The following is a 25,234-nucleotide window of genomic DNA, read 5'->3' as shown; positions in this document are numbered from 1 at the left end:
GCCGCTAACCAATTCGCCAGCCGCGTGCCCGCCCGCGCCGCACCGCCACGGTGGCCACCACCGCTACCCCGGCCGCCAGCACACCGAGCACCGTCAGCGCCCCGGCCAGCCGATCGTGTTTGGGCGCCGCCGCTGGTCCGGCCGCGATCACCACGGTCGGCTTGGGTCCGGCGCTGGGCCGCTCCCCCACTACTGGGGCCGCGATCCCTTCGGGCAGTTCCGCGGTGACCGCCGAGTACGCGTCGAGGACACCCCAGCCCAGCAGCGGATCGTGTGCCCCGCCCGCGCCGCCTGCGGTGACCAGCAACCGGGTCCGCACCTGTTCGGCGGTCAACTCGGTCCGGTAGCCGCGCACCAGTGCCGCCGCCCCGGCTACGTAGGCCACCGCGAACGCGGGTGCGCCCACGCCCCACCGGTGTCCGCGCCCACCGGCGGACACGCTGACCAGGTCGGCTCCTGGCGCGGCCAGGGACAGGTGCTCGCCGGATTCCGCCGACACCGGCGATCCGTTCGCGTCGATCCCACCGACGGCCAGGACGCCCGGCAACGCGCCGGGGAAAGTCCGGGTTCCCGGCTTCTCCCCCGCCGCCGCGGCGACCACGACCACGTTGCGGGACAAGGCGTTGCGCACCGCCGCGGACAGCGCGCCGCTGCCGCTGGCCGAGGGGCTGACCACAGCGATCACGGTCGCCCCGCCTTCCACCGCGCGGGTGATCCCGGCGGCCAGGGAGTCCGGATCGCCCTGCGGGACCCGCACCCCAAGCACTTGGCTGCCCGGCGCGATCCCGGCGAAGGTGGTGCCCGGATCGGTTGGCGCGGCGATGATCCCGGCCGCGAACGTGCCCCGCCCGTCGCAGTCGCTCTGGGCTTCCCGCACCCGCCCGGCGAGCTGCCCGGCCGCCTCCACCCCGCCGGGGGCGACTACCGCGATCCGCTGTCCGGCCCCGTCGGTCAGCGGCCACACCCGTTCCGCCCCGACCAGGCGTTGCGCCCAGTTGACCGGACCGGTGTAGTTCCCGGCCGGGGCCGCGCACTGCTGCGCCAGGGCGACCGGCGTGAACCCGAAGGCGCACAACGAACACACCGCCACCAGTCCGGCGGCCCGGCGGCTCATCGCGGCACCCACAAGGTCACCCGGGTGCCCCCAGAAGGCCGCGAGTCGACCATGGCCGTGCCGCCGACCTCGCCCAGTCGCGCGGTGATCGACTCCCGGATGCCGAACCCGGCGGGCCGGTCCGCCGGGCTGAATCCGGTGCCGTAGTCCCGGGTGGTCACCGCGATCCCGCCATCCCGTTCCTCCACCCGCACCACGACCTCACCGCCGCCACCGTGTTTGACCGAGTTCCGCAGCGCTTCCCTGGTGGCGTCCCGGATCGCGGCCCGCCGCACCTGGGTCAGCGAGTCGTTGATCTCGGAGAGCACCAGCCGGGCCCGCAGGCCGTCCCCGGCCATATCGGCCACCAGTTCGGCCAGGTCCTCGCTCAACCGCACCGCCGCCGCGCCCACCCCTGGCCGTTCCAGGTTGCGCCGCAACCGGGCCGCCTCCCGTCGGGCCAACTGCCTCAGCTCGCTCAGCGCCTCGGTCGCGCGGGTCGTGTCGGCAGGGGTGGTCATGGCCATGACTTCCAGGGCCTGCAGCACGGTGTCGTGGATCTGCCGGGCGCCGCGCACCCGTTCGGCGTCCCGGCCGCGGATGATGCCGACCGAGATGGCCAGCCGCACCGCGAGCCCGACGTAGAACAGCAGGCAGGCACCCACCACCACGGCCAGCAGGAAGTCCACCGCCCAACCGGCGGCCAGGGTCCACTCGCCCGGCGGCAGCAACAGCATCGCGCCGAGCACCGCCACCGCGGCCCCGAACACCACTCCGCGCAGCACCGTCCACAGGAACACCAGGCCCAGGAAGTAGGCGCCCACCACGGTGATCGCGTCTAGGAACACTTCTCCGGTGCTGAGCAGCCACACGCCGAGCACCGCGCTCATCCCCAGCGCCAGGTCGGCCCACAGCGCCGCGTGCACGGCTTCCTTGCGCATGCCGCTGTAGACCACGAACCGCACCGCCACGGCCACGTTCAGCCCGAGGGCCAGCACCGTGAACACCGCGACCGGCCAGGCGGCGGCAATGCCTTGGCGCACCAGCACGATCGCGCCCAACAGCGGCAACCCGACCAGGCGGGCCAGCACCGCGACCAGCAGCACGTAGCGGGCCGAGCGGGTCAGCACGCTCTCCACCGGCGCCCGGCAGTAGGAGCCCACCATCAGCCACATCCGCTCCGCGCCGGACATCCCGGCCGGGTCGACGACCTGCTCGACCCGGTCCTCCGGCGGCGCGGCCACCGTGTGCATGCCGCTGAGCATCAGTCCGGACAGGTAGGTCGAGATCCCGACGGCGGGCGCCATCAGCTACGGCCCGCCCAGTCCGTCGGCGTGCTGTGCGCCAGCCCTTCCTCGATCGCGTACCGGGTCAGCTCCGGCCGCCGCCTGCAGCCGGTCTTGTCCCGGATCCGGTCCAGGTAGGACCGCACGGTGCGCACGCTGATCGCCATCGCCTCGGCGATGTCCTGATCCCGCTCCCCTGCCGCCAGCAACGCCAGCACCTGACGTTCCCGCACCGACAACTCGATCACCGGACCGTTGTTGCGGTCCCGGGAGGCGTTGAGCACGTAGGAGGCCAGGATTGGCGAGACGTAACTGTTCCCGGCCGCGATCTCCCGCACCGCACGTAAAATCTCGTCCCCGTCGCTGTCCTTGGACAGATATCCCCTGGCCCCGGCCGCGATCGCGCCCAGCACCTCCGATTGCCCGGCGTGCGCCGAGACCACCAGGACCCGGTGGCCCATGCCGACGACCTCCATCACCGCGGCCGCGTCCCGCACCCCCGGCAACTTCAGGTCCAGCACCACCACCGAACCCGATCCGGTGCGCCGGGCGGCGAACTGCGCCACCGACTCGGCGATGCCGTCCACCTCGATATCGGGGGCATCGGCCAGCACCCTGGCCACCGCGGCCCGGTACAGCGGGTGATCCTCGATCACCCCGACCCTGATCGGCTCCCTGTTCACCGTGCCATCACCTCCTGCGCCCTGGCGCGGTCGAGCACCGGTCCGGTTCGGAACAACGCCAGCACACTCGCCGGCACCGGCTGCCGCGCCACCGCCCCATATCCCAACGCCTGCACCGATTCCCCGCCTGTGATCGGAAATTTCCAGCCCGCATCGGTCACCAGGAACACCGCGCCGGAGGAGGCCCCCGGCGCGGGCTGGTCGGCCACCAGGGCACCGGCGCCACCGGGCACCCGCGCCACATCCGCCACCCGCCCCCGATCGTCCACTGTGGACGGTGTGGTCGAGGTGTCGCCATAGGTCAGTTTCGCGCCGGTGGCCGCGAAATCGGTCGCGCACACCGTGCGTGGCAACCCGCCGAGGGACACCGGTTCCGGCCGCCGCAACGGATATCCGGTCGGTTCCCGCTCGGCCGGGGTCTCCGCCCGCGGCGCCTCGGCCAGTTCGGCCGCGGGCACCGCCAGCACCCGGCTCCGCCGGTCCGGATAGGCCGCGGCGTTGCCGGGTGCGGCCAGGGCCAGTCGTGCCTCGGTCTCGCTCACCGGCGACACCCCGTCGGCACGCACCAGGTAGAAGCCGTCCGCGACGCCTTCGGCGCGCAGCACCTGCCCGACCCGGGTGTCCACAGTGCCCAGCCGCGGCCCCGGCGCACCGGCCTGCCGCACCGCCACCACCGCCAGATCCCGGCCAACCGGCACCGTGTTCAGCCAGTTGCGTGCCACCGGCAACGCCTGCACCGCCTCATACCCCAGCGCCGCCGCGGCCCGGTCATCGGCCAGCTTGAACCGGTGCCCGCCGGTCAGCAGGAACCGCTCCCCGCTGCCCAGCCGCACCAGAAGTCCTTGTCCCGCACCGAGTTCCCGGCCACCGGGCGAGCGTCCGATGGAGACACTCGACCCCGGTTCCACGTTCGCGGGCAGATCGGTCGAGCCCCGCGAGCAGGTCGTCCACGGCCCGGTCAGCAACCGGCCCGGCTCCGGCAACGAGTCCGGCGCGCCAGGGATGCCCACGGTGACCCCGCGCGGCAGATCCGCCAGGGTCTTGGCGGGCACGGTCACGGTGCGATCCCCGTTGCCGCCGGAGAGCAGCCGGGCCGAGGCGAAGTTGAGCACCGGGTGCAGGACATCGCCCTCACCCAGCACGAACCGGGCGCCGGTCTCCTTCTCCACGATGACCTGGCCGCCCTGTTTCCACTCCGCGGCACGAGCGGGGCTGAGCACGCCGATGATCCCGAACACCGCGGTGACCAGCAGCGCCACCGCCAGTCCGAGCACCGTGCCCAGCAGCAACCGCCTGCTCGGCGACACCGGGTGATTGGCGTCCCCGGCCACCAGCGCGGACACCAGTCGCCTGCGCAGGAACTGGTATGCCTGCACCTGGTCCTTCTGCGTCCACACCGCCGCTGCCCCCTCGCGCCATTCTCTGCTGGGCCATACTATCGATCACCACTGTCACTTCCTGTGGTTCGTTGGCCGGAATCCTTGTGCCGCAAGGCTTTCCCAAACTCTCGGTGGTGCATGCGGATGAGCGTTCCCTCGACCGGTCGGCGGGGACGGGTGGTGCCGTTGGGCGCGGGCACAATTGCCGTGGTGGAAATCGCGGCGTTGGCCGTGCTGGCCACCGCGGTCCCCTTCGGACCGGTGAGCATCGCCGCCATCACCGTCGCCACCCTCGCCCTCGCCGTTACCCTGCTCCGGATCCGCGGCCTGCCGCCGTACCGCTGGGCAGCCCTCTACCTGCGCTTCCTTCGCCGCAGGCCCCGGCTGGCCGCCCGCGAGGCGGCCACCCCGCTGCGGGCCCTGTTACCGGACCTGTCCGTGCATACCCAGGTGGACCGGGCGGGCAACAGGGTAGGAGTGGCAACTCTTGAGGCAGAGGCCTCTTTCTGCACGATGGTGCGGATCGCACCGGCGGCACACCCTACGCCGGACGCGCTGATCCGCTTACTGCAAGAGGTCTACGAGCGTTCCGACATCCGGCTCAGCAGCGCCCAGCTGGTGGTCTGGGCCCTGCCCGGACTGCCCGCCAGCACCGGCGCGGCCACCCCGATCCGGGTGCACTGGCTGTCCCTGCGCTACCGCCCCGCCGAGGCCCCACTGGCCGCGCTGGCCCGCGGCGGCGGCCAGGAAGGCAGCAGGCGCGCGGTGGCCAGCGCCGCACACCGACTGGTGAGCCGCCTCGCCGAGGCCGGATATCCGGCGACCGCCCTGGATACCCTGGAACTGCACCAGGAACTCCTGGTCGCCGTCGGCGCCGACCCGGAGGTCGTCTCCGGCCCGGTCGCGCACGACGGCACCGCCCGGCACCGGGTCACCGAGTCCTGGCGGGATGTCTCGGTGGGCAGGCTGCGCCAGGCCTGCTTCGTGCCCAAGGACCCGGCCGACGCGGTGGCCCTGCTCGGCCGCTGCGCCCCGGAGGCGATGTTCACCTGCACCTCCTACACGCTGTCCCGCACGGCCCGCGGCGACCTGGTCGCCCAGGCCCGCGCCCGGGTCGGCGTGGCGGCCGGTGGGCTGTGGCTGAGTCCGCAGCGGGCCTCGCAGAGCCTGGGCGTGCCGGTGGTCCCGGTGGACGGCCGCCAGGACGAGCACACCAAAGCCACCCTGCCCCTGGCCTTGACGCCTTAGCCGGTCAGGCAGCCAGGTCCAGCCATTCCCCGACCGCCAGCACCCGTGCCCGCCCGCCTGCGTGCGTGCGGAACTCGGCCTCCGGGTCGGTGACCTCGACGTAGCCCGGGATCTTGTCCGGCTGCTCGGCCTCGTAGTGCATCGGCACCGCGTGCCGGGCGTCGAGGATCGCCGCGGCCGCGGCGGCCTGCCTGGGGTCCAGCGCGGCGGGCAGCGGACTCGGCGGCTGGAGGTGCGGCGCGTCGACCACCGCGCCGTTGGCGGGCAGGAACACCGCGTCGACCGGGCTGAACCGGCGCGCGATGAGCCACCAGTAGCCGTGGAACATGGTGTCACCGCCGTGGAAGACCCGCTGTCCGTCGGCCTGCACCACCCAGTTCAGCTGCGGGTCGCCCAGCCCGTCGACGGCGGGGACCGCGGTGACCCGGAACGGTCCGAGTTCGCGGGTGGACCAGGCGTCCAGGACCTCGGCGGCCAGTTCGTGCCGGACCAGTGCGCGCTCGGCGGGCAGGGTTGTCACGTTGTCCAGGTCGTCGCCGTGGCCGGGCGCCGGTCGCAGCACCGGCGCGCCCGGGGTCAGCACGTCGGCGAGTGCGGCCGCGTCGGTGTGGTCGCGGTGCAGGTGGGTGAGCAGTGCGGCGGCCACCTTCCCACTCGGCCTGACCAGTCCCGCACCGGGCTGCCACCCGGTGAACAGCGGTGACAGGTCCCGCACGTAGTCGATCACCAGTCGCTGGCCGCCTGCCTCGATCTCCACGCCGGCCCAGCCCAGTCGTCGCACCCGCATCTCGCACTCCCTCGTTCCGGTGGCTACCGCGGAAGTTAGCGTACGGGCGTTCTCTAAATCAATAGCGAACGCCCGTACGCTATTCTCGTCACATGTCACCACGACGCTCAGCGGCCGAAGCCCAGGCCACCCGGGGCCGGATCCTCGACCGCGCCGCCGAGATCGCCTCCGAGGAGGGCCTGGACGGCATCACCATCGGCCGGCTCGCCGAGGAGCTGGAGATGAGCAAGTCCGGGGTGCACAAGCATTTCGGCACCAAGGAGACGTTGCAGATCTCCACCCTGGACAAGGCGTTCGTGGACTTCTGGCACCGGGTGGTCGAGCCCGCACTGGCCGAGCCGCCGGGTCTGGCACGGCTGCGCGCGGTGTGCGCGAACTCCGTGGACTACCTGGAGGCGCCGCTGCTGCCCGGCGGCTGCCTGATGACCGCGGCGCTCACCGAGTACGACGGCCGCCCCGGCCGGGTCCGCGACGCGGTGGCCGAGGTGTGGTCGCGCTGGCGGGACCAGCTGCGGGCGGACCTGGTCGCGGCGGTGGACAACGGCGAGCTGCCCGCCGGGTTCGATCTCGACCAGGCGCTGTTCGAGATCATCGCCGCCGGGCTGGCGTTGAACGCGGCCATGCAACTCCAGCACGACCAGACGGCCGCGAACCGGGCCCGCCGCGCGATCGAACGGGCCCTGGACCAGTCCTGACCCACACGATCCTGTTGCCGCGCAACGCCTATCCGCGCAGCCGCCAGGCCAGCGCGGTGTGCCTGCGCCCGGCCCCGACCGTGCGCACCGCCTGACCGATCGCCCGCCGCGACCCGACCAGCACCACGATCCGCTTCGCCCGGGTCACCGCCGTGTACAGCAGATTGCGCTGCAACATCATCCACGAACTCGTCGTCAGCGGAACCACCACCACCGGATACTCGCTGCCCTGGCTGCGGTGGATGGTCACCGCGTAGGCATGCGTCAGCTCGTCCAATTCGCCGAACTCGTAGTCGACGTCCTCGTCCTCATCGGTGCGCACGGTCAGCTTCTGCTCGTCGTTGTCCAGCGCCACCACCACACCCAGGGTGCCGTTGAACACGCCGTTGGCGCCCTTGTCGTAGTTGTTGCGGATCTGGGTCACCTTGTCCCCCACCCGGAACACCCGCCCGCCGAAGCGGCGTTCCGGCACCTCCGGGCGGCTGGGCGTCAACGCCTCCTGCAGCACCAGGTTCAACGCCCCCGCACCGGCCGGACCGCGGTGCATCGGCGCCAGCACCTGCACATCCCGCCGCGGGTTCACCCCGAACTTCTTCGGCAACCGCCGCGCCACCACATCCACCGTCAACTCCGCGGCGGCCTCGGCTTCTTCCACCGGGAACAGGAAAAAATCGTCCAGGCCGTCGGTGATCGGCTGTTCGCCCGCGTTGATCCGGTGCGCGTTGGTCACCACCCCGGACTGTTGCGCCTGCCGGAAAACCTGGGTCAGCCGCACATGCGGGATCGGACTGTCCGCGGCCAGGAGATCACGCAGCACCTCCCCCGCCCCCACCGACGGCAACTGGTCCACATCGCCGACCAGCAGCAGGTGCGCGCCGGGCCCGATGGCCTTGACCAACTTGTTGGCCAGCAACAGATCCAGCATGGACGCCTCGTCCACCACGACCAGGTCCGCGGGCAGCGGCCGGTCCCGGTCGAAGGCCGCGTCACCACCGGGTCGCAGCTCCAGCAACCGGTGCACGGTCGCGGCCGGGTGCCCGGTCAGCTCGGTGAGGCGCTTGGCCGCGCGGCCGGTCGGCGCGGCCAGGACCACCCTGGCGTTCTTGGCCCGTGCCAGGGAGACGATGGAGCGCACGGTGAAGCTCTTGCCGCAGCCGGGTCCGCCGGTGAGCACCGCGACCTTCTCGGTCAGCGCCAGCTTCACCGCCTCTTCCTGTGCCCCGGCCAGTTCGGTGTTGTTCTGCCGCCGCAACCAGGCCAGGGCCTTGGTCCAGTCCACCGCGGCGAACTCCGGCATCCGGTCCTCGCCGGTGCGCAGCAGCCGCAGCAGCGCGGCGGCCAGGCTGATTTCCGCGCGGTGGAAGGGAACCAGGTAGATCGCGCCCACCGGGGTCTGCGCGTCCTCGCCCGGTACCTGTTCGCGGACCACGCCTTCCTCGGCGATGAGTTCGGCCAGGCAGTCGATCACCAGGCCGGTGTCCACCTGGAGGATCTTGATCGCCTCGCTGATGAGTTCCTGTTCGGGCAGGAAGCAGTTGCCGTTGCCGGTGGCCTCGGACAGGGTGAACTGCAGGCCGGCCTTGACCCGTTGCGGGCTGTCGTGCGGGATGCCGACCGACTTGGCGATGGTGTCGGCGGTGCGGAACCCGATCCCCCACACGTCGGTGGCCAGCCGGTAGGGCTCGGTGCGCACCACGTCGATGGACTTCTCCGCGTACTGCTTGTAGATCCGCACCGCCAGGGAGGTCGACACCCCGACCCCTTGCAGGAAGATCATCACTTCCTTGATGGCCTTCTGTTCCTCCCAAGCGGCGGCGATCAGCTTGGTGCGCTTGGGTCCGAGCTTGGGCACCTCGATCAGCCGCTGCGGGGTCTGCTCGATCACGTCCAGGGCGTCCACGCCGAAGTGGGTGACGATCCGGTCTGCCAGCACCGGTCCGATGCCCTTGATCAGCCCGGAACCCAGGTAGCGCCGGATGCCCTGGATGGTCGCGGGCAGCACCGTCGTGTAGTCCTCGACGTGGAACTGCTTGCCGTACTGGGTATGCGAGCCCCACCGCCCGCGCATCCGCAGCGACTCACCGGGTTGCGCGCCCAGCAGCGCGCCGACCACGGTCAGCAGATCGTTGGCGCCGCGCCCGGTGTCCACCCTGGCCACGGTGTAGCCGGTGTCCTCGTTGGCGAAGGTGATCCGTTCGAGGACCCCCTCCAGCACCGCGTGCTTGAACGGTTCGCCCCCGTTCATCCCCGCCACCCCTCGCCGTGTCCACGCCGGGACAACACCTATCACAGCCCCGGCTGACGCGAGGGCACGGCAGCCGGGCAGCGGGGTGCCGCGCTGGTGACGTTGACACACTCATCGCATGACAGGTTTGACCGCCGAACTCGTGGTCGAGGGGCACGTCCCGCAGACCCCGGCTATCGCGCCGAACGGGCAGCTGCTCTGCTACGTTCTCGCGCCCACCAGCCGAATCGGTGACCACCTCGACACCACACTCTGGCTCGCCGACCTCGAAGGCGACGGTGGGTGGCGCCGGGCGACCAGCGACACCGCGACGGAGTCCCGGCCGCGCTGGTCCGCGGACTCGCGCACGCTGTACTTCCTGTCCGACCGCGCCGAACGTGGCACCGCGCAGGTGCACCGGCTTACCCGCACCCATGACGTGGTGATCGCGTTGACCACCTGGCGCGCCGGCATCATCGACCACCTGCCGCTCGCCGATCCCAACCTGGTCGCGTTGCTCGCCGAAGACGAGCCCACCGAGCAGGACGCGCGTCGCGTCCAGGACCGCGATGACGCCATTGTCGTCGGTGAGCGCGAACCGCGGGCCCGGCTGCGCCTGCTCGACCTGCGCACCGGCCAGGTCAGCACCCCGAGCGTGTTCGGCCACCGGCACGTCGTCGAACTGCGGCAACGACCCGACGGTGGCCCGCTCGCCGTGCTCACCCAGGCCAGCGCCGACCAGGACTACGGCCCCCGCACCGGCCGCCTGCACCTGTTCGACCCCGCAACGGGGACCGCGGCGGACCTCGGACCGGTCGAGGCCGACGCGCACTCGCTGGCCTGGTGGCCGGGCGAGGACGGTTGGCACCTCGGCTATGTCGCGCTCACCCCACCGGTCCTGCAGGCCGGCGCCGCCGTGTTCGACCTGGCCCTGGGCAGCCGCGTCCGACGCAACCGCACCGCCGGCCTGCCGATGTGCCCCACCGAACTGAGCCAGACCGACGCCGCCCCGCTGGTGGTGTTCGCCGACGGCCTGAACACGACCCTGGCCCGGCTCGACCCCGACGGTCCCACCCCACTGTCGCAGCACCCCGGCCGCCTCGACGACCTCACCACCACCCCCGCGGGCACGGTGATCGCGGTACTGACCGGCACCCGTTACCAAGCCACGAACGTTCACCTCGGACCACCAGCCGGACCGCTGCGGAAGATCACCGACACCCGGCCCGAACTGGACGGCATCACCTTCGGCACCCAGCGACCGCTGGCCTATCGCGCCGCCGACGGCCTCGATCTGGACGGTCTGCTCGTACTGCCAGCCGGGAAATCCGCTTCGGACGGCCCGTTCCCGCTCGTCACGATCGCGCACGGAGGCCCCTACGACCGGTACGCCGATCGGCTCCAGCTGTTCTGGTTCCCCAGCGCGCAGTGGCTGGCCACCGCCGGATACGCGGTGTTCCTGCCCAACCCACGCGGCGGCCAGGGCCACGGCCACCAGTTCGCCGCCAGCGTCGCCGGCCGGGTCGGCCAGGAGGAATGGACCGACATCCAGACCGGCATCGACCTGCTCATCGCCGAGGGCATCGCTGATCCCGATCGGCTGGGCATCGCCGGCGGGAGCCACGGCGGCTTCCTGGCCGCCTGGGCGATCGGGCAGACCGAGCGGTTTCGCGCCGCGCTGGTCAACGCTGGCGTCACCGACTGGGGGATGCTCGCCGCGACCGGGGAGAACGGCCAGTTCGAGGCCGCGCTCGGCGGCAGCACCGGGTGGCACGGAATCGGCCCACACCGCCATGACGCGGTCAGCCCGGTCTCCTTCGCCGGCCGCGTCCGCACCCCGGTGCTCATCCTGCACGGGGCCCAGGACACCAACGTCCCCCTCGGCCAGGCCGTGTACTTCCACCGGGCACTGCGCCACTTCGGCGCCGAGCACGAGTTCGTGATCTACCCCAGAGAGGGCCACTCGATCCGGGAACGCAACCACCAACTCGACCTCCTGCGCCGCACCCGGGCCTGGTTCGACCGCTGGCTCCGACCCTGACCAACAACTCCCGGTAATCGATTGACCACATAACGTTTGAGACATCTGTCCTTACGGTTCGCGGCGCCTGACTAGCGTCGAATCATGGGTCGATCACGCAGCGCGGCCATCCGCCTGGTCCGCGAACTGATGTCCCGGCCGGAACAGCACGACCGGCCGACCAGCCGCGGCTACCCGGTGCTGGTGGTGGCCGGGTCCCGGGGCAGCGGCAAAACCACCCTGCTCACCGACCTGGCCCGGCGGCTGGACCAGCACGTGCCCTACGCCCGCCTGGACCTGGAAGCAGGCAAACACGCCTCCATCCCGCAGCTGCTCTCCGCGCTGGCCTCGCAGCTCAACCGCTGGTGCCGCGGCTACGGCCACCTGCGCTTCCCCCGGCTGGCCGCCGCGACCGTGGTGATGGCCCTGGACCTGCCCGAGGACCGTCCGGCTGCCCGCCGCCAGGTCCTCGCGGTGCTGCAACAACGCCGCCGCCTGGACACCCTGGCCCAGATCCTGGAGACCGCGGCTGGCGAAGCCCTCGGCACGGTCGAACTGCCACCGGGGGTGCCGCCCGGTCCGCTGGGCAGGCTGGCCGGTTCGCTGGTGGGCTGGGCCTCGGGCTGGCGGTGGACCAGGGTGGTGCTCGGCCGCTTCCTGGGCTGGTTCAAGCACCAGGACCGCGACCTCGACGAGGACGCCCTCGAAGTGCTGGTCGACATCAACGAATGGGCCCGCGACCCCGACCACGAACAAGGCCAGTACCTCCTGGAACAGTTGCTGTGCCGGGCATTCCTGGCCGACCTGCGCGCCGGGTTCGGCACCCGCCGCGCCGCCGAGTGGTCGCTGAACTGCGTGGCCCTACTGGACAACGCGGACACCCCGGTCGGCCGCCGGTTCCTGCTCCGCCTCACCGACACCCGCAAGCAGACCGCCCCCGACCCGCTCACCCTGGTCGTCACCAGCCGCGGCCCGCTGCTGGACCGGATCGACCCCGCCGACGTGGCCACCCTGACCCCGCGCGACCGCACTTACGCCGAGCTGCAACGACGCGTCGACCCGCAACATCCGCGCTGGCTGCACCTGCGGCTGCCCGACCTCACCGAGGACGAGGTGCGCGAACTGCTCGCCACGCTCGGCGCCCGGGTCGGCGATGACCGGCGGATCGCACACACCGTGCACCGCTTCACCGGCGGCCACCCCGCCGCGGCCCGGCTGCTCGTCGACGCCCTGCGCGCACACGCCGAGGCGCGCCCGGAAATCGCCGAACTGCTCACCAAACGGGAACCGCACGGCCTGGAACAGGACACCCCGCTGTGCGTGGCCGACCGCCTGCTGCACCGCCTACTCCAGGACTACCCGGTCGAACTGGACTTCCCCGACCTCACCGTGCTGACCGACCTGGTCACCTGCGCCGCCGCCCGCACCGAGGACGACGGCCTCTGGCTGGCCGGCCAGGCCGAACTCCGCGCCAGGGACCGCACCTCGCTGCCCGAGATCGAGGCCACCCACCTGTGGTCCGGCAGCGGAAACCTGTTGCGCCGCCTGCTGTTGCACCGCCTGGCCCGCCGCGCCCCCACCGATCCCGCCCCCTGGTCCAGGGTCTTCGACACCCTGCGCAGGCACAGCCTGGAGGGCTCGGTCGCCGCCCGCTACTACGCCCTGGCCGCCGAGGACCTCGCCGGGGTCGCCGCGGCCGAAACCCAGCGCCTCAAGCACCTGGACACCACTACCTGGCTGGCCGAACTGCACCAGGTCACCGCCGCCCCCAACCGCCTGCCCCACCGCCTGCCCGCGGTGGACGAGGTGGCCACGCTGCTGCACAACCTGGGCCCGGCCGGCGACACCCAGCACACCGTCGCCGGCCTGATCGCCGCCCTGTGGCTGGACACCGACCCCCTGCACCGGGACACCCGCGGCCGCCTGCACCAGGAGATCGCCACCCACTTCACCACCCTGGCCACCTATTCGGGGGCCTCGCCCACGGTGCTCCTCGATGAGTCCCGCCGCTACCAGCGACTCGCGGAGCAGTCATGACCGACCTGGACACCATCGATTTCACGCCCCCGCCCACCAAAGCGGGCCGGCGGCGGCGGATCCGCAACCTCGGCGTGCTCACCGCCGTCGTGCTGCTGGTGGCCGCGGGCGCGATCTGGATCGGCGACCGGCTGCTCGGCGCCTGCGGCGGACCGTCCTCCGGGGTGTCCGAAGTGGACGGTGAATGCGTCGGCGTCACCGACGGCTCCTACGAGTTCCACCCGGATCTGGCCGAGGTGCAACGGAAAATCGTCGCCGAGAACGAGTGGGTGCTAGCCCAGAACAAGCCCTACGTCAGCGTCGCGTTGTTGTCCCCGTTGACCTGGAACGACACCAGCGCGCTCAACGGACCCAAGATCCTGCGCCTGCTACAGGGCAGTTTCGTCGGCCAGCAACGAGTCAACCGCGGTTCCCTGGCCGGTGATCCGCAGCCGCTGATCCGATTGCTGCTGGCCAACGCCGGTTCCGGGATGACGCACTGGGAACCGGTGGTGACCGCACTGGCCGAGCGGGTCACCAGCGACGATCGACTGGTGGCGGTGTCCGGGCTGGGCATGAGCGTGGCGCAGACCGCGGCGGCCGCGACCCGCCTGTCCGAGCTGCGCCTGCCCATGATCGGCGCGCTGATCACCGCCGACGGCCTGGACCACGAGCACATCAACGGCCTCATCCGGGCCAATGCCACCAACACCGACTACGTCGCCGCGCTGGCCCGCTACCTGTCCGGCCGCGCGGATCTGCGGGACGGGCTGCTGGTCTACGACGCCAACCAGCCCGACCTCTACACCCGCACCCTCAAACAGGCCATCGAGCGGCAGTTCACCGAACGCGGCGGCTATCTCCGTTATCCGCCACAGAGTTTCGTCGGCGCGTCCATCCCGGGCGCGGCCACGCCCAACATGTTCGACGGCATCACCAAGAACATCTGCACCGTGCACCCGCAGCTGGTCTTCTACGCGGGCCGGGAAGGCGACCTGGTCAGTTTCATCGAGGCGCTCAGTCACCGGGTGTGCCGGGCCGAACCGCTCACCGTGCTCACCGGCGCGACCGGGTTCGGGCTGGTCAAGGTGCTCACCGGCAAACTGGTCGCGGCCAACGTGACCGCGGTCTACGCGTCCTCTGTGGACGATGAGCGGTGGCGGGCCGGGGCGTCGGAAGCGCCGAACTACCGCGATTTCCACGCCGCCTTCACCGCGCACTTCAGCCCCGCCTCCCTGGACGACGGGTACGCGGTGATGCACCACGACGCGATGGTCACCGCCGCCCGCGCCATCCGGCTGGCCGCCGAGCAGTCCGGCGCGGCCCGCGGCCGGCCCAGCCCCGCGGACGTGCTCAGCCAGCTGCTCAACCTCAACAACGCCTACCAGGTCCCCGCGGCCAGCGGCCTGATCTCCTTCAGCGCCAAGACAAAAGGCAACCCCGGCGGCAAACCGGTGCCGGTGCTCCAGGTGCCGCCGCCCCCGGTCGGGCCGCCGACCACCCCGTACTTCACGCCGAGTGGCTGACCCCGGCCCGCCGGGCCACGTGCAGCACCGGGGTGACGTCCACGCCGGTGATCTCCGGCAGCGCGCCCAGGGTGCCGGTCAGCAGCTCGTAGAGGTCCTCGCCGTCCCGGCACACCACCGCGACCAGGAGGTTGCTCGGTCCGCTGGTGGTGGCGGCCATCCGGGTGGCCGGGTGCGCGGCCAGCACCTTGGCCACCTTGCCGAGCCCGGCGGGCTGGATGGTCAGCCACAGCAACGCTTCCAGGTGGTAGCCGAGCAGGCGCGGGTCGACCTCAGTGGTGATGGCGATGGCGCCCTCACGCAGCAGAGCGTCCACCTTGCGGCGGGCGGTGGACTCCGAGACGTTGCTGTGCCGGGCGAGTTCGGTGAACCCCATCCGCCCGTCCTTGACCAGCAACGCGGTCAGCCGCCGGTCCACCTCGTCCAGGGTGGGCAGCGGCCGGGTCGCCGGCAACGGCACCACCTCGCCCAGCCGGGCCTTCTCCTCGGCCGACAGCAGCGGGGCCTGCCAGCCCAGCGCGTCCGGGAAGATCCACAGCAGCCGCCGGGTCTGCCAGGAGTCGATCGAGGAGGTCTTGGGAAGTTCCTTGAGCAGCAACAGTTTCAGCCGGTCCGGCGTGCTCACCCACAGCGTCGCGGCGATCTCGTCGCCGCCCTCCAGGATGAGCACCTGCCACGCCTCGGGCAACGCGGCCAGGGCCTCGGCCACCGGCGGCGTCCGGCCGGGGCGGCAGCGCACGCGCAGGACCAGACCGGTGAGGTCGGGGTCGAGCACCGGGTTGGGGATCGCGCTCACCCGCACCGTGCCACCGGCCAGCAGCGGAGCCAGCCGCCGGGTGACGGTGCGCTCGGAGACCCCGACCGCCGCCGCGACACTCGACCAGGTGGCCCGACCGTTCACCTGCAGCGCGGCGACCAGTCTACTGTCAAGATCATCCATATGCGTTCGCCGGTTCTCGTCGACTGGGGCCGCCACTTCGCGGGATTTCGTCGTTTCAGCGTACGGGACGACCGGTTCCAGGCAAGTCCGCGCTGAAGTGGAGGGCGAACACCAGGACACGGGAGGCCGAAGTGGCACAGGTGAACAGGCGGATGGCACTGGGACTGGCCGGCGGCGCGATGCTGACCGCCGCGGTGCCGGGGGTGGCCGCGGCGGCCGACGCGGAGGTGGTCGCGACCACCCCGCTCGGCAGGCTGCGCGGGCAACGCGCGGGCGAGATCACGGTGTGGCGCGGCATCCGCTACGCCGAGCCGCCCACCGGGGAGCACCGGTTCACCGCACCCCGCCCGGTGCGACCGTGGAGCGGGATCAAGGACGCCACCGAGTTCGGCGCGGCCGCCCTGCAACTGGCCGGACCGCCCCGCCCGCCGGGTCCGCAGAGTGAGGACTGCCTGTTCCTCAACGTCTACTCCCGCGGCACCAGCGGTCGCCGGCCGGTGGTGGTGTGGATCCACGGCGGCGCGTTCATCAGCGGCGCGGGCAGCGACTACGACGGCACGGTCTTCGCCGAGCGCAACGACATCGTCCTGGTCACGATCAACTACCGCCTGCACGCCTTCGGCTACCTGCACCTGGCAGGCCGGCCAGGGTCGGGCAACGCCGCCCTGCTGGACCAGATCGAGGCCCTGCGCTGGGTGCGGCGGTGTATCAGCGGCTTCGGCGGCGATCCCCGCACCATCACGGTGATGGGCGAGTCCGCGGGCGGCATGTCCATCGGCAGCCTGCTGGGCGCGCCCGCCGCGACCGGCCTGTTCCGCCGCGCGGTGACCCAAAGCGGTGGCGCCCGCCCCCACTTCACCCCCGGCCAAGCCCAGCGCACCACCAACTACGTGCTCAAGCAGCTCGGCATCCCCGACCCCAACTCACCCAAGCTGTTCACCGTGCCCGCCGCCGACCTGGTCGCCGCGGCCGCGGCCGCCACCCAGGCCCCCGAGCTGAACGGCGAGGTCTTCCACCAGGTCCTGGACGGCCACGTGCTGCCCACCCACCCGCTACGCAGGCTCTCCCCCGCCGTCGACCTCATGATCGGCACCTGCCGCGACGAGTCAAAACAACTCGCCCAGCTCTTCCCCCTCTTCGCCCCCGGCCTGGAAGCCAAGCTCGAATCAGTAGTCGGCGACGTCCGCTTCGCACAAATCCAGGCCACCTACCGCAAACACAGCCCTGCAGGCCGCGACCCGCGCTTGGACCTGGTCAGCGACACCTTCGTCGGCCTCCCCTCGATCTGGCTGGCCGAAGCCGCCCAGCGCGCCGGGGCCCGCGCCTGGACCTACCGCTTCGACTACGCGGACGCCTCCCCGCTGGGCCCGGTGCACGCCTCCGACCTGGCCTTCACCTTCGGCAAGGTCCGCCAGGAGCAACTCCATCCCCAGGCCAACCTCAAGTTCGCCCAGCGCCTGGCCACCCAGCTCAACGACTCGCTGTGTGCCTTCGCCCGCTCCGGCGACCCCCGCCTGCCCGATCTCCCCCGCTGGCGCCCGTTCGAACCCGGCGCCCGCGACACCATGATCTTCACCCGCCACCCGTACGTCCGGGAGGACCGGGTACCCGCCGAGATCCGCACCGCCTGGACCGGCGTGCCACCCACGGCATTCTGATCGCAGACTACACAGCCAGGCTGTAGAGTTGCGGGTATGCGACTCACCAAGTACGGCCACGCCTGCGTCCGGGTCGAGCACGAGGGCGAGACCATCGTGCTCGACCCGGGCGCCTTCACCGAGCCGGAGGCGCTCACCGGCGCCACCGCGGTGCTGATCACCCACGAGCACTTCGACCACTTCGACGGCGACCGCCTGCGCCAGGCCCTGGACGCCAACCCGGCGCTGCGGGTGTGGACCACGGCCTCGGTCGCGGCCCAGCTCACCGGCCTGGCCGGCCGGGTCACCGCGGTCGGGCACGGCGACCGGTTCGACCTCGGCGCGGTCGAGGTCGAGGTGCACGGCACCTGGCACGCCGAGATCCACCCGGACCTGCCCCTGGTGCCCAACAGCGGTTTCCTGCTCGGCGGCACGGTCTTCCACCCCGGCGACGCGCTCACCGTGCCCGACCGCCCGGTGGACACCCTGCTGCTGCCGTTGCACGCGCCCTGGTCCCGGGTCGCGCACCTGATCGACTACGTGCGCGCGGTCAAGCCACGCCAGGCATACCAGGTGCACGACGTGCTGCTCAGCGACATCGGCCGCACCCTGACCAGCAGCATGCTCGGCGAACGCGGCCCCGGCACCGGCGCGCCGCTGACCCTGCTGGCCACCGGTGAGAGCGTCGAACTGCCCGCCTGACCCCGGCGGTGATCATCGCGACGGATACGCTGCGTCCGGTGATCGCTACGGATCGGGGGTTCGGTGGGCTTCGCGGTGGTGGACGTCGAGACCACGGGCTTCGCCGCAGGCCGCGACCGGGTCATCGAGATCGCCGTGGTCCAGGTCAACGCCCAGGGCGCCATCACCGGCGAGTGGTGCACCCTGGTCAACCCACGCCGTGACCTGGGCCCGCAGCACATCCACCGCATCACCACCCGCGAGGTCCTGCCCGCACCCACCTTCGAGAAGATCACCGGCGACCTGATCACCCGCCTGACCGGCCGGGTCCTGGTCGCGCACAACCTGACCTTCGACGCCAGATTCCTCCAGGCCGAGCTGACCGCCGCCGGCGTCCTGCCCCCGGCCGAGGCCCTCAACGGCCTGTGCACCATGACCCTGGCCCCGCGCTACCTCACCACCGACCGCCGCAACCTGGCCGCCTGCTGCGCCGCCGCGGGCATCCCGCTGACCAACGCGCACTCGGCCCTCTACGACGCCCGCGCCACCGCGGCCCTGCTCGCGCACTACCTGGCCGCGGGCCACGACGACTGGTCCCCACTGCTCGCAGCGGCCCGCTCCCGCCCCTGGCCATTCGCCCCCGCCCTGGACACCCCGGTCGTGCACCGGAGCGCGCCCGGCCACCCGGTCGCCCGCCGCCCCCGCCGGGACGGCGCCCCCAGCTACCGCCGGGCGAGCCGAAACCCGGCCGTGTTCCGCACCAGCACGGCACCCAGCCCCGCCCCTGTCCCCCGCTCCGCCGAGGACGACCGCCCCACCGGCGCGGAACTGCCCGCCGGATTCCGCCTGGACGCCGGCGACCGCATCGCCTTCACCGGCCAGACCGACCAACCCCGCGAACAGCTCCAGGCCCACGCGGCCGCCGCCGGGCTGGTCACCCACCCGGAGAACGTCTGCCGCTGGACCAAGGTCGTGGTCGCCGCGGACCCGGATTCCCTGTCTACCAAGGCACGCAAGGCACGCGACTACCAGATCCCGATCATCACCGAACCGGTGTTCGCCCGCCTGCTCGCCGAGCTGCGCACGCCAGGATGACCAGCAACCCCAGGTACTGCCCCAGCGCCGCCGGTCCGAAGGCGCTGGGGCATGAACATCAGGGCCGCGAACGGCGAGACGTGGTGGCGAGACGTGGTGGCGAGGCAGGGGCCGGGGCGGGGCGGAACGCGGTGGCAAGGCAACCACCCAAGGCAACCGCTCAGGGCAGGACGTAGTGGCTGGGGCGACCGGCCCGGTGCACGAGCCGCGCGCCCAGTTGTTCGGCCTCGATCCGCTTCATCAGGGTGAAGCCACTGGGCTCGCGCACGGCCACCGCGTGCCAGGGGGTGAGCCAGGCGTCCGGGGTGCGGCCGAGCAGCAGGCCGAGTTTGGCCGCGCCGCAGGGCTGCGGGTGGATGGACAGCCGCACCGCGTCCGGGAACCGGGCGCCGACCAGATCGCCCCAGGCCCGGCTTCGGGCGACCACACCATAGGCCCGGTGGCGGCTTTCCCGTTGCAGGGCCGAGCGGGTGCCCGAGTAGCCGGGGCCGTGCCGGTCCTCCAGCAGGAAGCGAACAATGCCCAGGTACATGGCGCGCAGGTCGGCGTCGGCCCGGATCCGCGCGCGCAGTTCCGCGATCGGTTCGGTGTACTCCGCATCGAGCAGGCGGCGCAGTGATTCCGGGCCGGAACCGGGCGCGTAGTCGTCCAATGTGTACAGATCGAGCCGGTCCGACCCGGTGGCCCGGATGAGCGCGGCCATCTCCTGCTGGTAGGCGGTGATCGCCTCATCCGGCACGCCGATCAGGTCGCCGAAGACCCGGCCGTCGGAACAGATGGTGAGCCGGGCGCCCGGTGGATACAGCTCGGTCAGCTCCGCGCACAGGTCGCTGAGGAAACCGACGGCGAGTTCCTCGGCCAGGTCGGGCAGGTGGCCGAGAACCTTGTCCCGGTTGGGCGATTTGGCCGGAAAGGCGGGCAGCACGAACTGAATCGGCCGGTTCTGCCCAATTGCCCGGATCACCGCGGGCAGGTGCGCGGAAAGGCACCGGGGGCACGGACTCGGTCCGCACGGCCCGCCATTGCGTGCTTTCCGCTGGTGCGCAAGCACAAGTTCGAGCACCCGCGTGGCCAGCCGCGCCGGTGTCGTGGAGGACAACATGCAACTCATTAGAATTTGAACAATTCGGCGGGGGCCACTGACACCTCGCCATGACCGCAAGACATGGTTCGACCGGTCAGGGGACGATCAGCGGCTACGCGGCCAGGTCAGCGGGTCCTAGCATCGAGATCATGGACGTGGAGATCCGGCACCTGCGGATGATTGGGGCCATCAGCGAGGCGGGCAGTCTCAGCGGCGCCGCCACCCGGCTCGGCCTGACCCAGCCGGCCCTGACCCGCCAGCTACAGCGCCTAGAGCGCGCCTTCGGCGGCATGCTGTTCCACCGCGACCGCAACGGAACCCGTCCGACCGCGCTGGGCGAGCTGGTGGTGCAACGGGTGCGGGTCCTGGTGCCCTCGGTGGACGAGCTGATCGAGGAGGCCCGCCAGCACGGTGCCCCGCTGTCCGACGGCCCGGCCCGGATCCGCGTTGTGGCCCACCCGACCCCGCTACCGGGTCCGATCACCGAACACCTGCACGAACTGGCCCCGGAGGCCGACATCACCCTGCGGCAGGAACGCTGCGGCCAGACCGCGATGGAACTTCTGGCGGGTGGCGCGGCGGACTTGGGTGTGCTCGCCGAGCACCCGGGCATGCCCCTGGACCGCCCGCCGGGCGTGACGGTGCACACCATCGCCACCGAACCGCTGTTCATCGCCGTCGCAACAGGACATTCGCTAGCAAACGAATTCGAGATCGCCCTGGCCGACCTTTCCGAGGAGAACTGGATCCTCCCCCAGGGCTTGGAAATCCGCTGCGCCGAATACCTCCGCGGCATCTGTGCCAATGCCGGTTTCATCCCCCGCATCGCCTACCGCCTGGACAGCTTCAACGCCCGCGACTTCCTCCGCCGCGGCCTGGGCGTGATGCTCGCCCAAGCCACTTTCCGTCTGGAGGAGGGCATCTCGGTCCGCCCCTTCGCCGGCGCCCGCCCGGACTTCCGCCACATCCTGGCCTTCCGCACCGACAGCCCCCTGGCCGCCCTGACCGACACCCTGGTCAGCAGCGCGATCCGCGCCTACTGGGCCAAGGCGGACCAGGCCCCGGTCTACCGAAGCTGGCTGTCCCGCACCGACGAACTGGCCGGCTGACCCCACCCGCCACCGTCCCAACACCCCGGTCATCCCGGACCCGACACCCCGGTCGTTCCGAGGCAAACGACCGAACCCGTGCCACCGCATCAGCCGCGCCGCACAACCCGCGTGACCCACGCCAGGCATCACGCACCACCAGCCGCCCTCACGCATCACCTGCCACCCTTGCTCACCACCTGCCGTCCTCACTCACCACCTGCCGCCCTTGCTCGCCGGCAGCCGCCCCTGCACACCGCCAGCCATCCTTGGGCGCCACCAGCCGCCCTGCCGCCAGGCCGCGAGCACCCCGAACACCAGCGCGATCAGCACCGCCAGCCGCCCACATGCGCCTGCGGCCACCCTGCGCCACCCGTGCCCTCCGAGGCCCGGTCTCAGACCGTCCCCGCCGCGCCAACTGCCTGCTGCACCCAACTGCCCGCTGCATCATCCAATTGCCCGCTGCACCCACTGCCCGCTGCACCCACTGCCCGCTGCACCCGTTGCCGCCACGTCCCTTCACCGCCGCGGCGAGCACGGCTGCCCACCGCGCTCATCCCACGGCACCCGCGCGCCTCATCCCGAGCCACCCGCACGCCGCCACCTGCCCGGCACCTCGCGCCGCCACCGCCAGGAAGGCGAGCCCGCTCGCACGCCCCGACAGCGACATCCGGCCTACGCCGCCCGGTGCCATCGCAGGTCCGGACCCTCGTCCACACCGCCGTCCCTGACCACCGCTCGTAGGACCTGTGCACCTACGTGGCAGGCGACACACTCTGACGAGCGACTCGGCCCCACCGCCGCGGATGACACAATCCGCGCCATGACGATGAACGGGCGCCTGTACGAGATCCGCTCTGGCCGGCACACCGCGGTGGTGGCCGGAGTGGCCGCCACGCTGCTGTCCTGGCGGGTTGACGGCGTCGAGCGGCTGCTCACCCACGCCGCTGACGAACTCGGCGACAGCTATCAGGGCAAGACCATCGTGCCGTGGCCCAACCGGATCGAGGACGGGGCATACACCTTCGGCGGGGTGCGGCACCAGGTCCCGCTGAACGAGCCGGACCGGGGCGCTGCCCTGCACGGGCTGCTGAGCTGGACCGAGTGGTCGCTGGTCGAGCACACCGAGGACCGCGTGGTGCTGACCCAGGACCAACGTCCGCAGTACGGCTATCCGTTCGCACTCTCCTTCCGTATCGAGCACCAGGTTGACGCCGATGGCGTCCGAATCACCTTGCAGGCCACCAACACCGGCTCGGCACCGGCGCCCTTCGGCGCGGCGCACCACCCGTACCTGGCCACCACCGGGCCGGTCGAACTGACCGTGCCTGCGGCCACCTACTACCCCACCGACAACCGCCTGCTGCCCATCGGCAAGGAGTCGGTGACCGGCACCGCGCTGGACTTCCGCGCCGCCCGCTCACTCGGTTCGGCGGCTCTGGACACCGCCTTCACCGACCTGGTCCGGGACGAGCGGGGACACGCCGTGGCCCGGGTGGCCGACGCGACCGGCACGGCCACCGAGCTGTGGCTGGACGGCGGCTACGACTACCTGCAGGTCTACACCGACGACTACGCCCCGGCGGCACGCACGCCGCGCTCTGGCATCACCATCGAGCCGATGACCTGCGCGCCGAACGCCTTCAACAGCGGTGACGGGCTGATCGTGCTGGAACCGGGTCAGAACTGGAACGGCTCCTGGGGGTACCGGTCCATCGCCTCCAGCTCCTCCAACGCGGCCTCTGCCTCGGCCTGATCCTCCGGGGTCTGGTTGGCCAGTATGCCGAGCAACTGCAGGCGGTCGTGGCTGACGGTGCCGGGCTCGGCGGAGTAGACCAGTAAACGCTGGTCGTGCTCGGGGGTCAGCAGGATCTCGCAATGCACCTCGATCAGTCCCATCTCGGGGTGCAGGAAGCGTTTCTCATCCGATCGGCGCACGGCCACGACGTGTTCGTCCCAGAGTTCGGCGAACTCGGCGCTGCTGGCGCGCAGGGCCCGGACGAACTCCAGCACGTCCTTGTCCTTGGCTCTGCGGGCCACGGTGGCCCGCAGATCCGCCACGTGCACCCGCGAGTGGTGCGGGTGGTCCTCGGCCGGGAACAGCGCGCGGGTCTCCGGGCGGGCGAACCAGCGCCAGTAGAAGCTGCGGTCCCAGCCGTGCGCCGAGACCAGATCACCCATCAGGGCGACCGAGAGCGGGTTCTGCGCGAGCACGACACCAAGGTCGGAGACCACCTGGGCGGGGTTGTCCCACAGGCGGCCCAGCAGCGACCGCAGGCTGGGCCGGATCGTGGTGGTGGGCTCCTGCGGGACCGGTGGCTCGTGCCCGGCGAGCAGGTACAGGTGGTCTCGTTCATCGTCGGTCAGTCGGAGCGCGCGGGCCAGGCTGGCCAGCACCTGGGTGGTCGGATGTCGGCCTCTGCACTGTTCAAGGCGGGTGTAGGTGTCGGTGGAGACACCGGCGAGGCGGGCCACCTCCTCGCGGCGCAGGCCGGGGGTGCGGCGGCGGGTCAGGTCGAGGCCGGCCACCTCGGCGGGCTGCACGCGGGCCCGGCAGCGGCGGAGGAAGTCGGCGAGTTGGGTTCGGTCCACGGCTCCACCCTGCCCTGCCGCACCGACAGTTATCCAGGGACTCCGAGTCCCTGGGACGCCCAGTCCCTGGGACTCGGAGTCCTCTCCTCAACTCGGCGCCGGCGGGGCAGGCTCGGGTCAGCGGCAGCTTCGCCGCGGAACCGACTGGAGGCCCCACCGTCATGAACACCCGTCCCCTCGGCGCCACCGGCCCGGCCGTCGGCGCGCTCGGCCTCGGCTGCATGGGCATGTCCGACCTGTACGGCCCGGCCGACCGGACCGAGAGCATCGCCACCATCCACGCCGCCCTGGACTCGGGCCTCACCGTGCTGGACACCGGCGACTTCTACGGCATGGGCCACAACGAGCTGCTCATCGCCGAGGCACTGCGTGGCCGCGACCGCGAGCAGGCCGTCATCAGCGTCAAGTTCGGCGCGTTGCGCGATGCCGACAACAACTGGCTGGGCGTCGACGCCAGACCGGCCGCGGTGCGGAACTTCGCCGCGTACACGCTGCAGCGGCTGGGCACCGACCACATCGACGTCTACCGGCCGGCCCGGCTCGACCCGGCCGTGCCGATCGAGGACACCATCGGCGCGATCGCCGAGCTGGTGCGGGCCGGGCACGTACGGCACATCGGGCTCTCCGAGGTCGGTGCGGAGACCCTGCGCCGGGCCGCCGCGGTGCACCCGATCGTGGATCTGCAGATCGAGTACTCGCTGATCTCCCGCGGGATCGAGGCGGAGATCCTGCCGGTCTGCCGCGAACTGGGCATCGGCGTCACCGCCTATGGCGTGCTGTCCCGGGGCCTGCTGTCCGGACACTGGGCGGCCGGGCGGGCGATGCCGGCCGGGGACTTCCGCGCGCACAGCCCGCGATTCGCGCCGGAGAACCTTGGGCACAACCTGGGCCTGGCCGAGGCATTACGTGCGGTGGCCGAGCCCCGGGGCGCCACTCCCGCCCAGGTGGCCATCGCGTGGGTGCTGCACCAGGGGCAGGACATCGTGCCGCTGGTGGGCGCGCGCAGGCGGGAGCGTCTGGCCGAGGCGATCGGCGCCCTGGATCTGGAACTGTCCGATGTGGACCTCCAGGCGATCGAACGCGCGGTGCCGGCGGATGCCGCTGCCGGAGCACGCTATCCGGAGCCGTTGATGGCGCACCTGGACAGTGAGCGGTGACCC

General features: G+C 71.8%; 21 protein-coding genes. 11 read left to right on the top strand and 10 right to left on the bottom strand.

Translation table 11 applies throughout. The annotated features are described in order from the left end of the window. Window positions 1-4: 4 nt before the first annotated feature. From MZC64_RS12295 to eccB, 4 genes are read right to left on the bottom strand one after another with little or no spacing between them, the layout of a single operon-like run. Window positions 5-1,114, bottom strand: coding sequence for a S8 family serine peptidase (locus tag MZC64_RS12295; RefSeq protein WP_247757138.1), 1,110 nt, complete (start codon window positions 1,112-1,114; stop codon window positions 5-7). Continuing rightward, window positions 1,111-2,400 (bottom strand): sensor histidine kinase, encoded by a 1,290-nt coding sequence (locus tag MZC64_RS12290; RefSeq protein ID WP_247757140.1) that lies wholly within the window; start codon window positions 2,398-2,400, stop codon window positions 1,111-1,113. The genes MZC64_RS12295 and MZC64_RS12290 overlap by 4 nt, the downstream gene beginning before the upstream one ends. Next, window positions 2,400-3,062, bottom strand: coding sequence for a response regulator transcription factor (locus MZC64_RS12285; protein ID WP_185004862.1), 663 nt, complete (start codon window positions 3,060-3,062; stop codon window positions 2,400-2,402). The genes MZC64_RS12290 and MZC64_RS12285 overlap by 1 nt, the downstream gene beginning before the upstream one ends. Further along, entirely contained in the window at window positions 3,059-4,459 is a 1,401-nt protein-coding gene (eccB, locus tag MZC64_RS12280; protein WP_247757142.1) for a type VII secretion protein EccB, read from the bottom strand. Before eccB ends, MZC64_RS12285 begins: the two co-directional genes overlap by 4 nt. A 126-nt stretch (window positions 4,460-4,585) precedes the next feature. Between eccB and MZC64_RS12275 the strand changes: the two genes are divergently transcribed. Further along, the gene (locus tag MZC64_RS12275) at window positions 4,586-5,689 is read left to right on the top strand and encodes a type VII secretion protein EccE (RefSeq protein ID WP_247757144.1); all 1,104 of its coding nucleotides are present in this window, start codon (window positions 4,586-4,588) and stop codon (window positions 5,687-5,689) included. Between the two features lie 4 nt (window positions 5,690-5,693). Here MZC64_RS12275 and MZC64_RS12270 read toward each other — a convergent pair whose 3' ends face one another. Then, a complete protein-coding gene (locus MZC64_RS12270; RefSeq protein ID WP_247757146.1) occupies window positions 5,694-6,476 on the bottom strand; it encodes an MBL fold metallo-hydrolase in 783 nt (260 codons plus the stop codon). 92 nt (window positions 6,477-6,568) lie between these two features. Between MZC64_RS12270 and MZC64_RS12265 the strand changes: the two genes are divergently transcribed. Then, a complete protein-coding gene (locus MZC64_RS12265) occupies window positions 6,569-7,171 on the top strand; it encodes a TetR/AcrR family transcriptional regulator (protein WP_247757148.1) in 603 nt (200 codons plus the stop codon). Window positions 7,172-7,199: 28 nt separating this feature from the next. On the opposite strand, the gene MZC64_RS12260 is transcribed toward MZC64_RS12265, so the two are convergent. Beyond that, the gene (locus MZC64_RS12260) at window positions 7,200-9,416 is read right to left on the bottom strand and encodes an ATP-dependent RecD-like DNA helicase (protein WP_247757149.1); all 2,217 of its coding nucleotides are present in this window, start codon (window positions 9,414-9,416) and stop codon (window positions 7,200-7,202) included. A 118-nt stretch (window positions 9,417-9,534) separates the two neighbouring features. Here MZC64_RS12260 and MZC64_RS12255 point away from each other — a divergent pair, with 118 nt between their 5' ends. From MZC64_RS12255 to MZC64_RS12245, 3 genes are all read left to right on the top strand, one after another. Then, window positions 9,535-11,436 (top strand): prolyl oligopeptidase family serine peptidase, encoded by a 1,902-nt coding sequence (locus MZC64_RS12255; protein ID WP_247757151.1) that lies wholly within the window; start codon window positions 9,535-9,537, stop codon window positions 11,434-11,436. An 84-nt stretch (window positions 11,437-11,520) separates the two neighbouring features. After that, window positions 11,521-13,452: a hypothetical protein gene (locus tag MZC64_RS12250; RefSeq protein WP_247757152.1), complete on the top strand. Its 1,932-nt coding sequence runs from the start codon at window positions 11,521-11,523 to the stop codon at window positions 13,450-13,452. Next, window positions 13,449-14,957 carry an ABC transporter substrate-binding protein gene (locus tag MZC64_RS12245; protein ID WP_247757154.1) on the top strand — a complete coding sequence of 503 codons (1,509 nt, stop codon included), beginning with the start codon at window positions 13,449-13,451 and terminating at the stop codon, window positions 14,955-14,957. The genes MZC64_RS12250 and MZC64_RS12245 overlap by 4 nt, the downstream gene beginning before the upstream one ends. Here MZC64_RS12245 and MZC64_RS12240 read toward each other — a convergent pair. Then, window positions 14,941-15,897: an Lrp/AsnC family transcriptional regulator gene (locus MZC64_RS12240; protein ID WP_247757155.1), complete on the bottom strand. Its 957-nt coding sequence runs from the start codon at window positions 15,895-15,897 to the stop codon at window positions 14,941-14,943. The two genes, MZC64_RS12245 and MZC64_RS12240, sit on opposite strands and share 17 nt — an antisense overlap. A gap of 131 nt (window positions 15,898-16,028) precedes the next feature. On the opposite strand from MZC64_RS12240, the gene MZC64_RS12235 reads away from it, so the two are divergent. The 3 genes from MZC64_RS12235 to MZC64_RS12225 all read left to right on the top strand — a co-directional run bounded on the left by MZC64_RS12235 (window position 16,029) and on the right by MZC64_RS12225 (window position 19,310). Next, window positions 16,029-17,555, top strand: coding sequence for a carboxylesterase/lipase family protein (locus tag MZC64_RS12235; RefSeq protein WP_247757157.1), 1,527 nt, complete (start codon window positions 16,029-16,031; stop codon window positions 17,553-17,555). A gap of 36 nt (window positions 17,556-17,591) precedes the next feature. Then, the gene (locus MZC64_RS12230) at window positions 17,592-18,236 is read left to right on the top strand and encodes an MBL fold metallo-hydrolase (RefSeq protein ID WP_247757159.1); all 645 of its coding nucleotides are present in this window, start codon (window positions 17,592-17,594) and stop codon (window positions 18,234-18,236) included. Window positions 18,237-18,299: 63 nt separating this feature from the next. Then, window positions 18,300-19,310 carry an exonuclease domain-containing protein gene (locus MZC64_RS12225; RefSeq protein ID WP_247757161.1) on the top strand — a complete coding sequence of 337 codons (1,011 nt, stop codon included), beginning with the start codon at window positions 18,300-18,302 and terminating at the stop codon, window positions 19,308-19,310. A gap of 160 nt (window positions 19,311-19,470) precedes the next feature. On the opposite strand, the gene MZC64_RS12220 is transcribed toward MZC64_RS12225, so the two are convergent. Then, a complete protein-coding gene (locus MZC64_RS12220) occupies window positions 19,471-20,274 on the bottom strand; it encodes an isocyanide synthase family protein (protein WP_247757163.1) in 804 nt (267 codons plus the stop codon). A 269-nt stretch (window positions 20,275-20,543) separates the two neighbouring features. Here MZC64_RS12220 and MZC64_RS12215 point away from each other — a divergent pair, with 269 nt between their 5' ends. After that, a complete protein-coding gene (locus MZC64_RS12215) occupies window positions 20,544-21,503 on the top strand; it encodes a LysR family transcriptional regulator (protein WP_247757165.1) in 960 nt (319 codons plus the stop codon). A 192-nt stretch (window positions 21,504-21,695) separates the two neighbouring features. Here the strand turns inward: MZC64_RS12215 and MZC64_RS12210 are convergent, their stop codons facing one another. Further along, the gene (locus MZC64_RS12210) at window positions 21,696-21,845 is read right to left on the bottom strand and encodes a hypothetical protein (protein ID WP_247757167.1); all 150 of its coding nucleotides are present in this window, start codon (window positions 21,843-21,845) and stop codon (window positions 21,696-21,698) included. Window positions 21,846-22,305: 460 nt separating this feature from the next. Here MZC64_RS12210 and MZC64_RS12205 point away from each other — a divergent pair, with 460 nt between their 5' ends. Next, window positions 22,306-23,238 carry an aldose 1-epimerase family protein gene (locus tag MZC64_RS12205; RefSeq protein WP_247757168.1) on the top strand — a complete coding sequence of 311 codons (933 nt, stop codon included), beginning with the start codon at window positions 22,306-22,308 and terminating at the stop codon, window positions 23,236-23,238. Here the strand turns inward: MZC64_RS12205 and MZC64_RS12200 are convergent. Then, a complete protein-coding gene (locus tag MZC64_RS12200) occupies window positions 23,163-24,074 on the bottom strand; it encodes a helix-turn-helix transcriptional regulator (RefSeq protein WP_247757169.1) in 912 nt (303 codons plus the stop codon). The two genes, MZC64_RS12205 and MZC64_RS12200, sit on opposite strands and share 76 nt — an antisense overlap. Before the next feature lie 161 nt (window positions 24,075-24,235). Between MZC64_RS12200 and MZC64_RS12195 the strand changes: the two genes are divergently transcribed. After that, window positions 24,236-25,231 carry an aldo/keto reductase gene (locus MZC64_RS12195; protein ID WP_247757170.1) on the top strand — a complete coding sequence of 332 codons (996 nt, stop codon included), beginning with the start codon at window positions 24,236-24,238 and terminating at the stop codon, window positions 25,229-25,231. The last annotated feature ends 3 nt before the right edge of the window (window positions 25,232-25,234 follow it).

The organism is Crossiella sp. S99.2, from assembly GCF_023094165.1.
GTDB lineage: Bacteria > Actinomycetota > Actinomycetes > Mycobacteriales > Pseudonocardiaceae > Crossiella.
The sequence above is the reverse complement of the archived record's forward strand: the minus strand, read 5'-3'. Positions and strand labels throughout refer to the sequence as shown.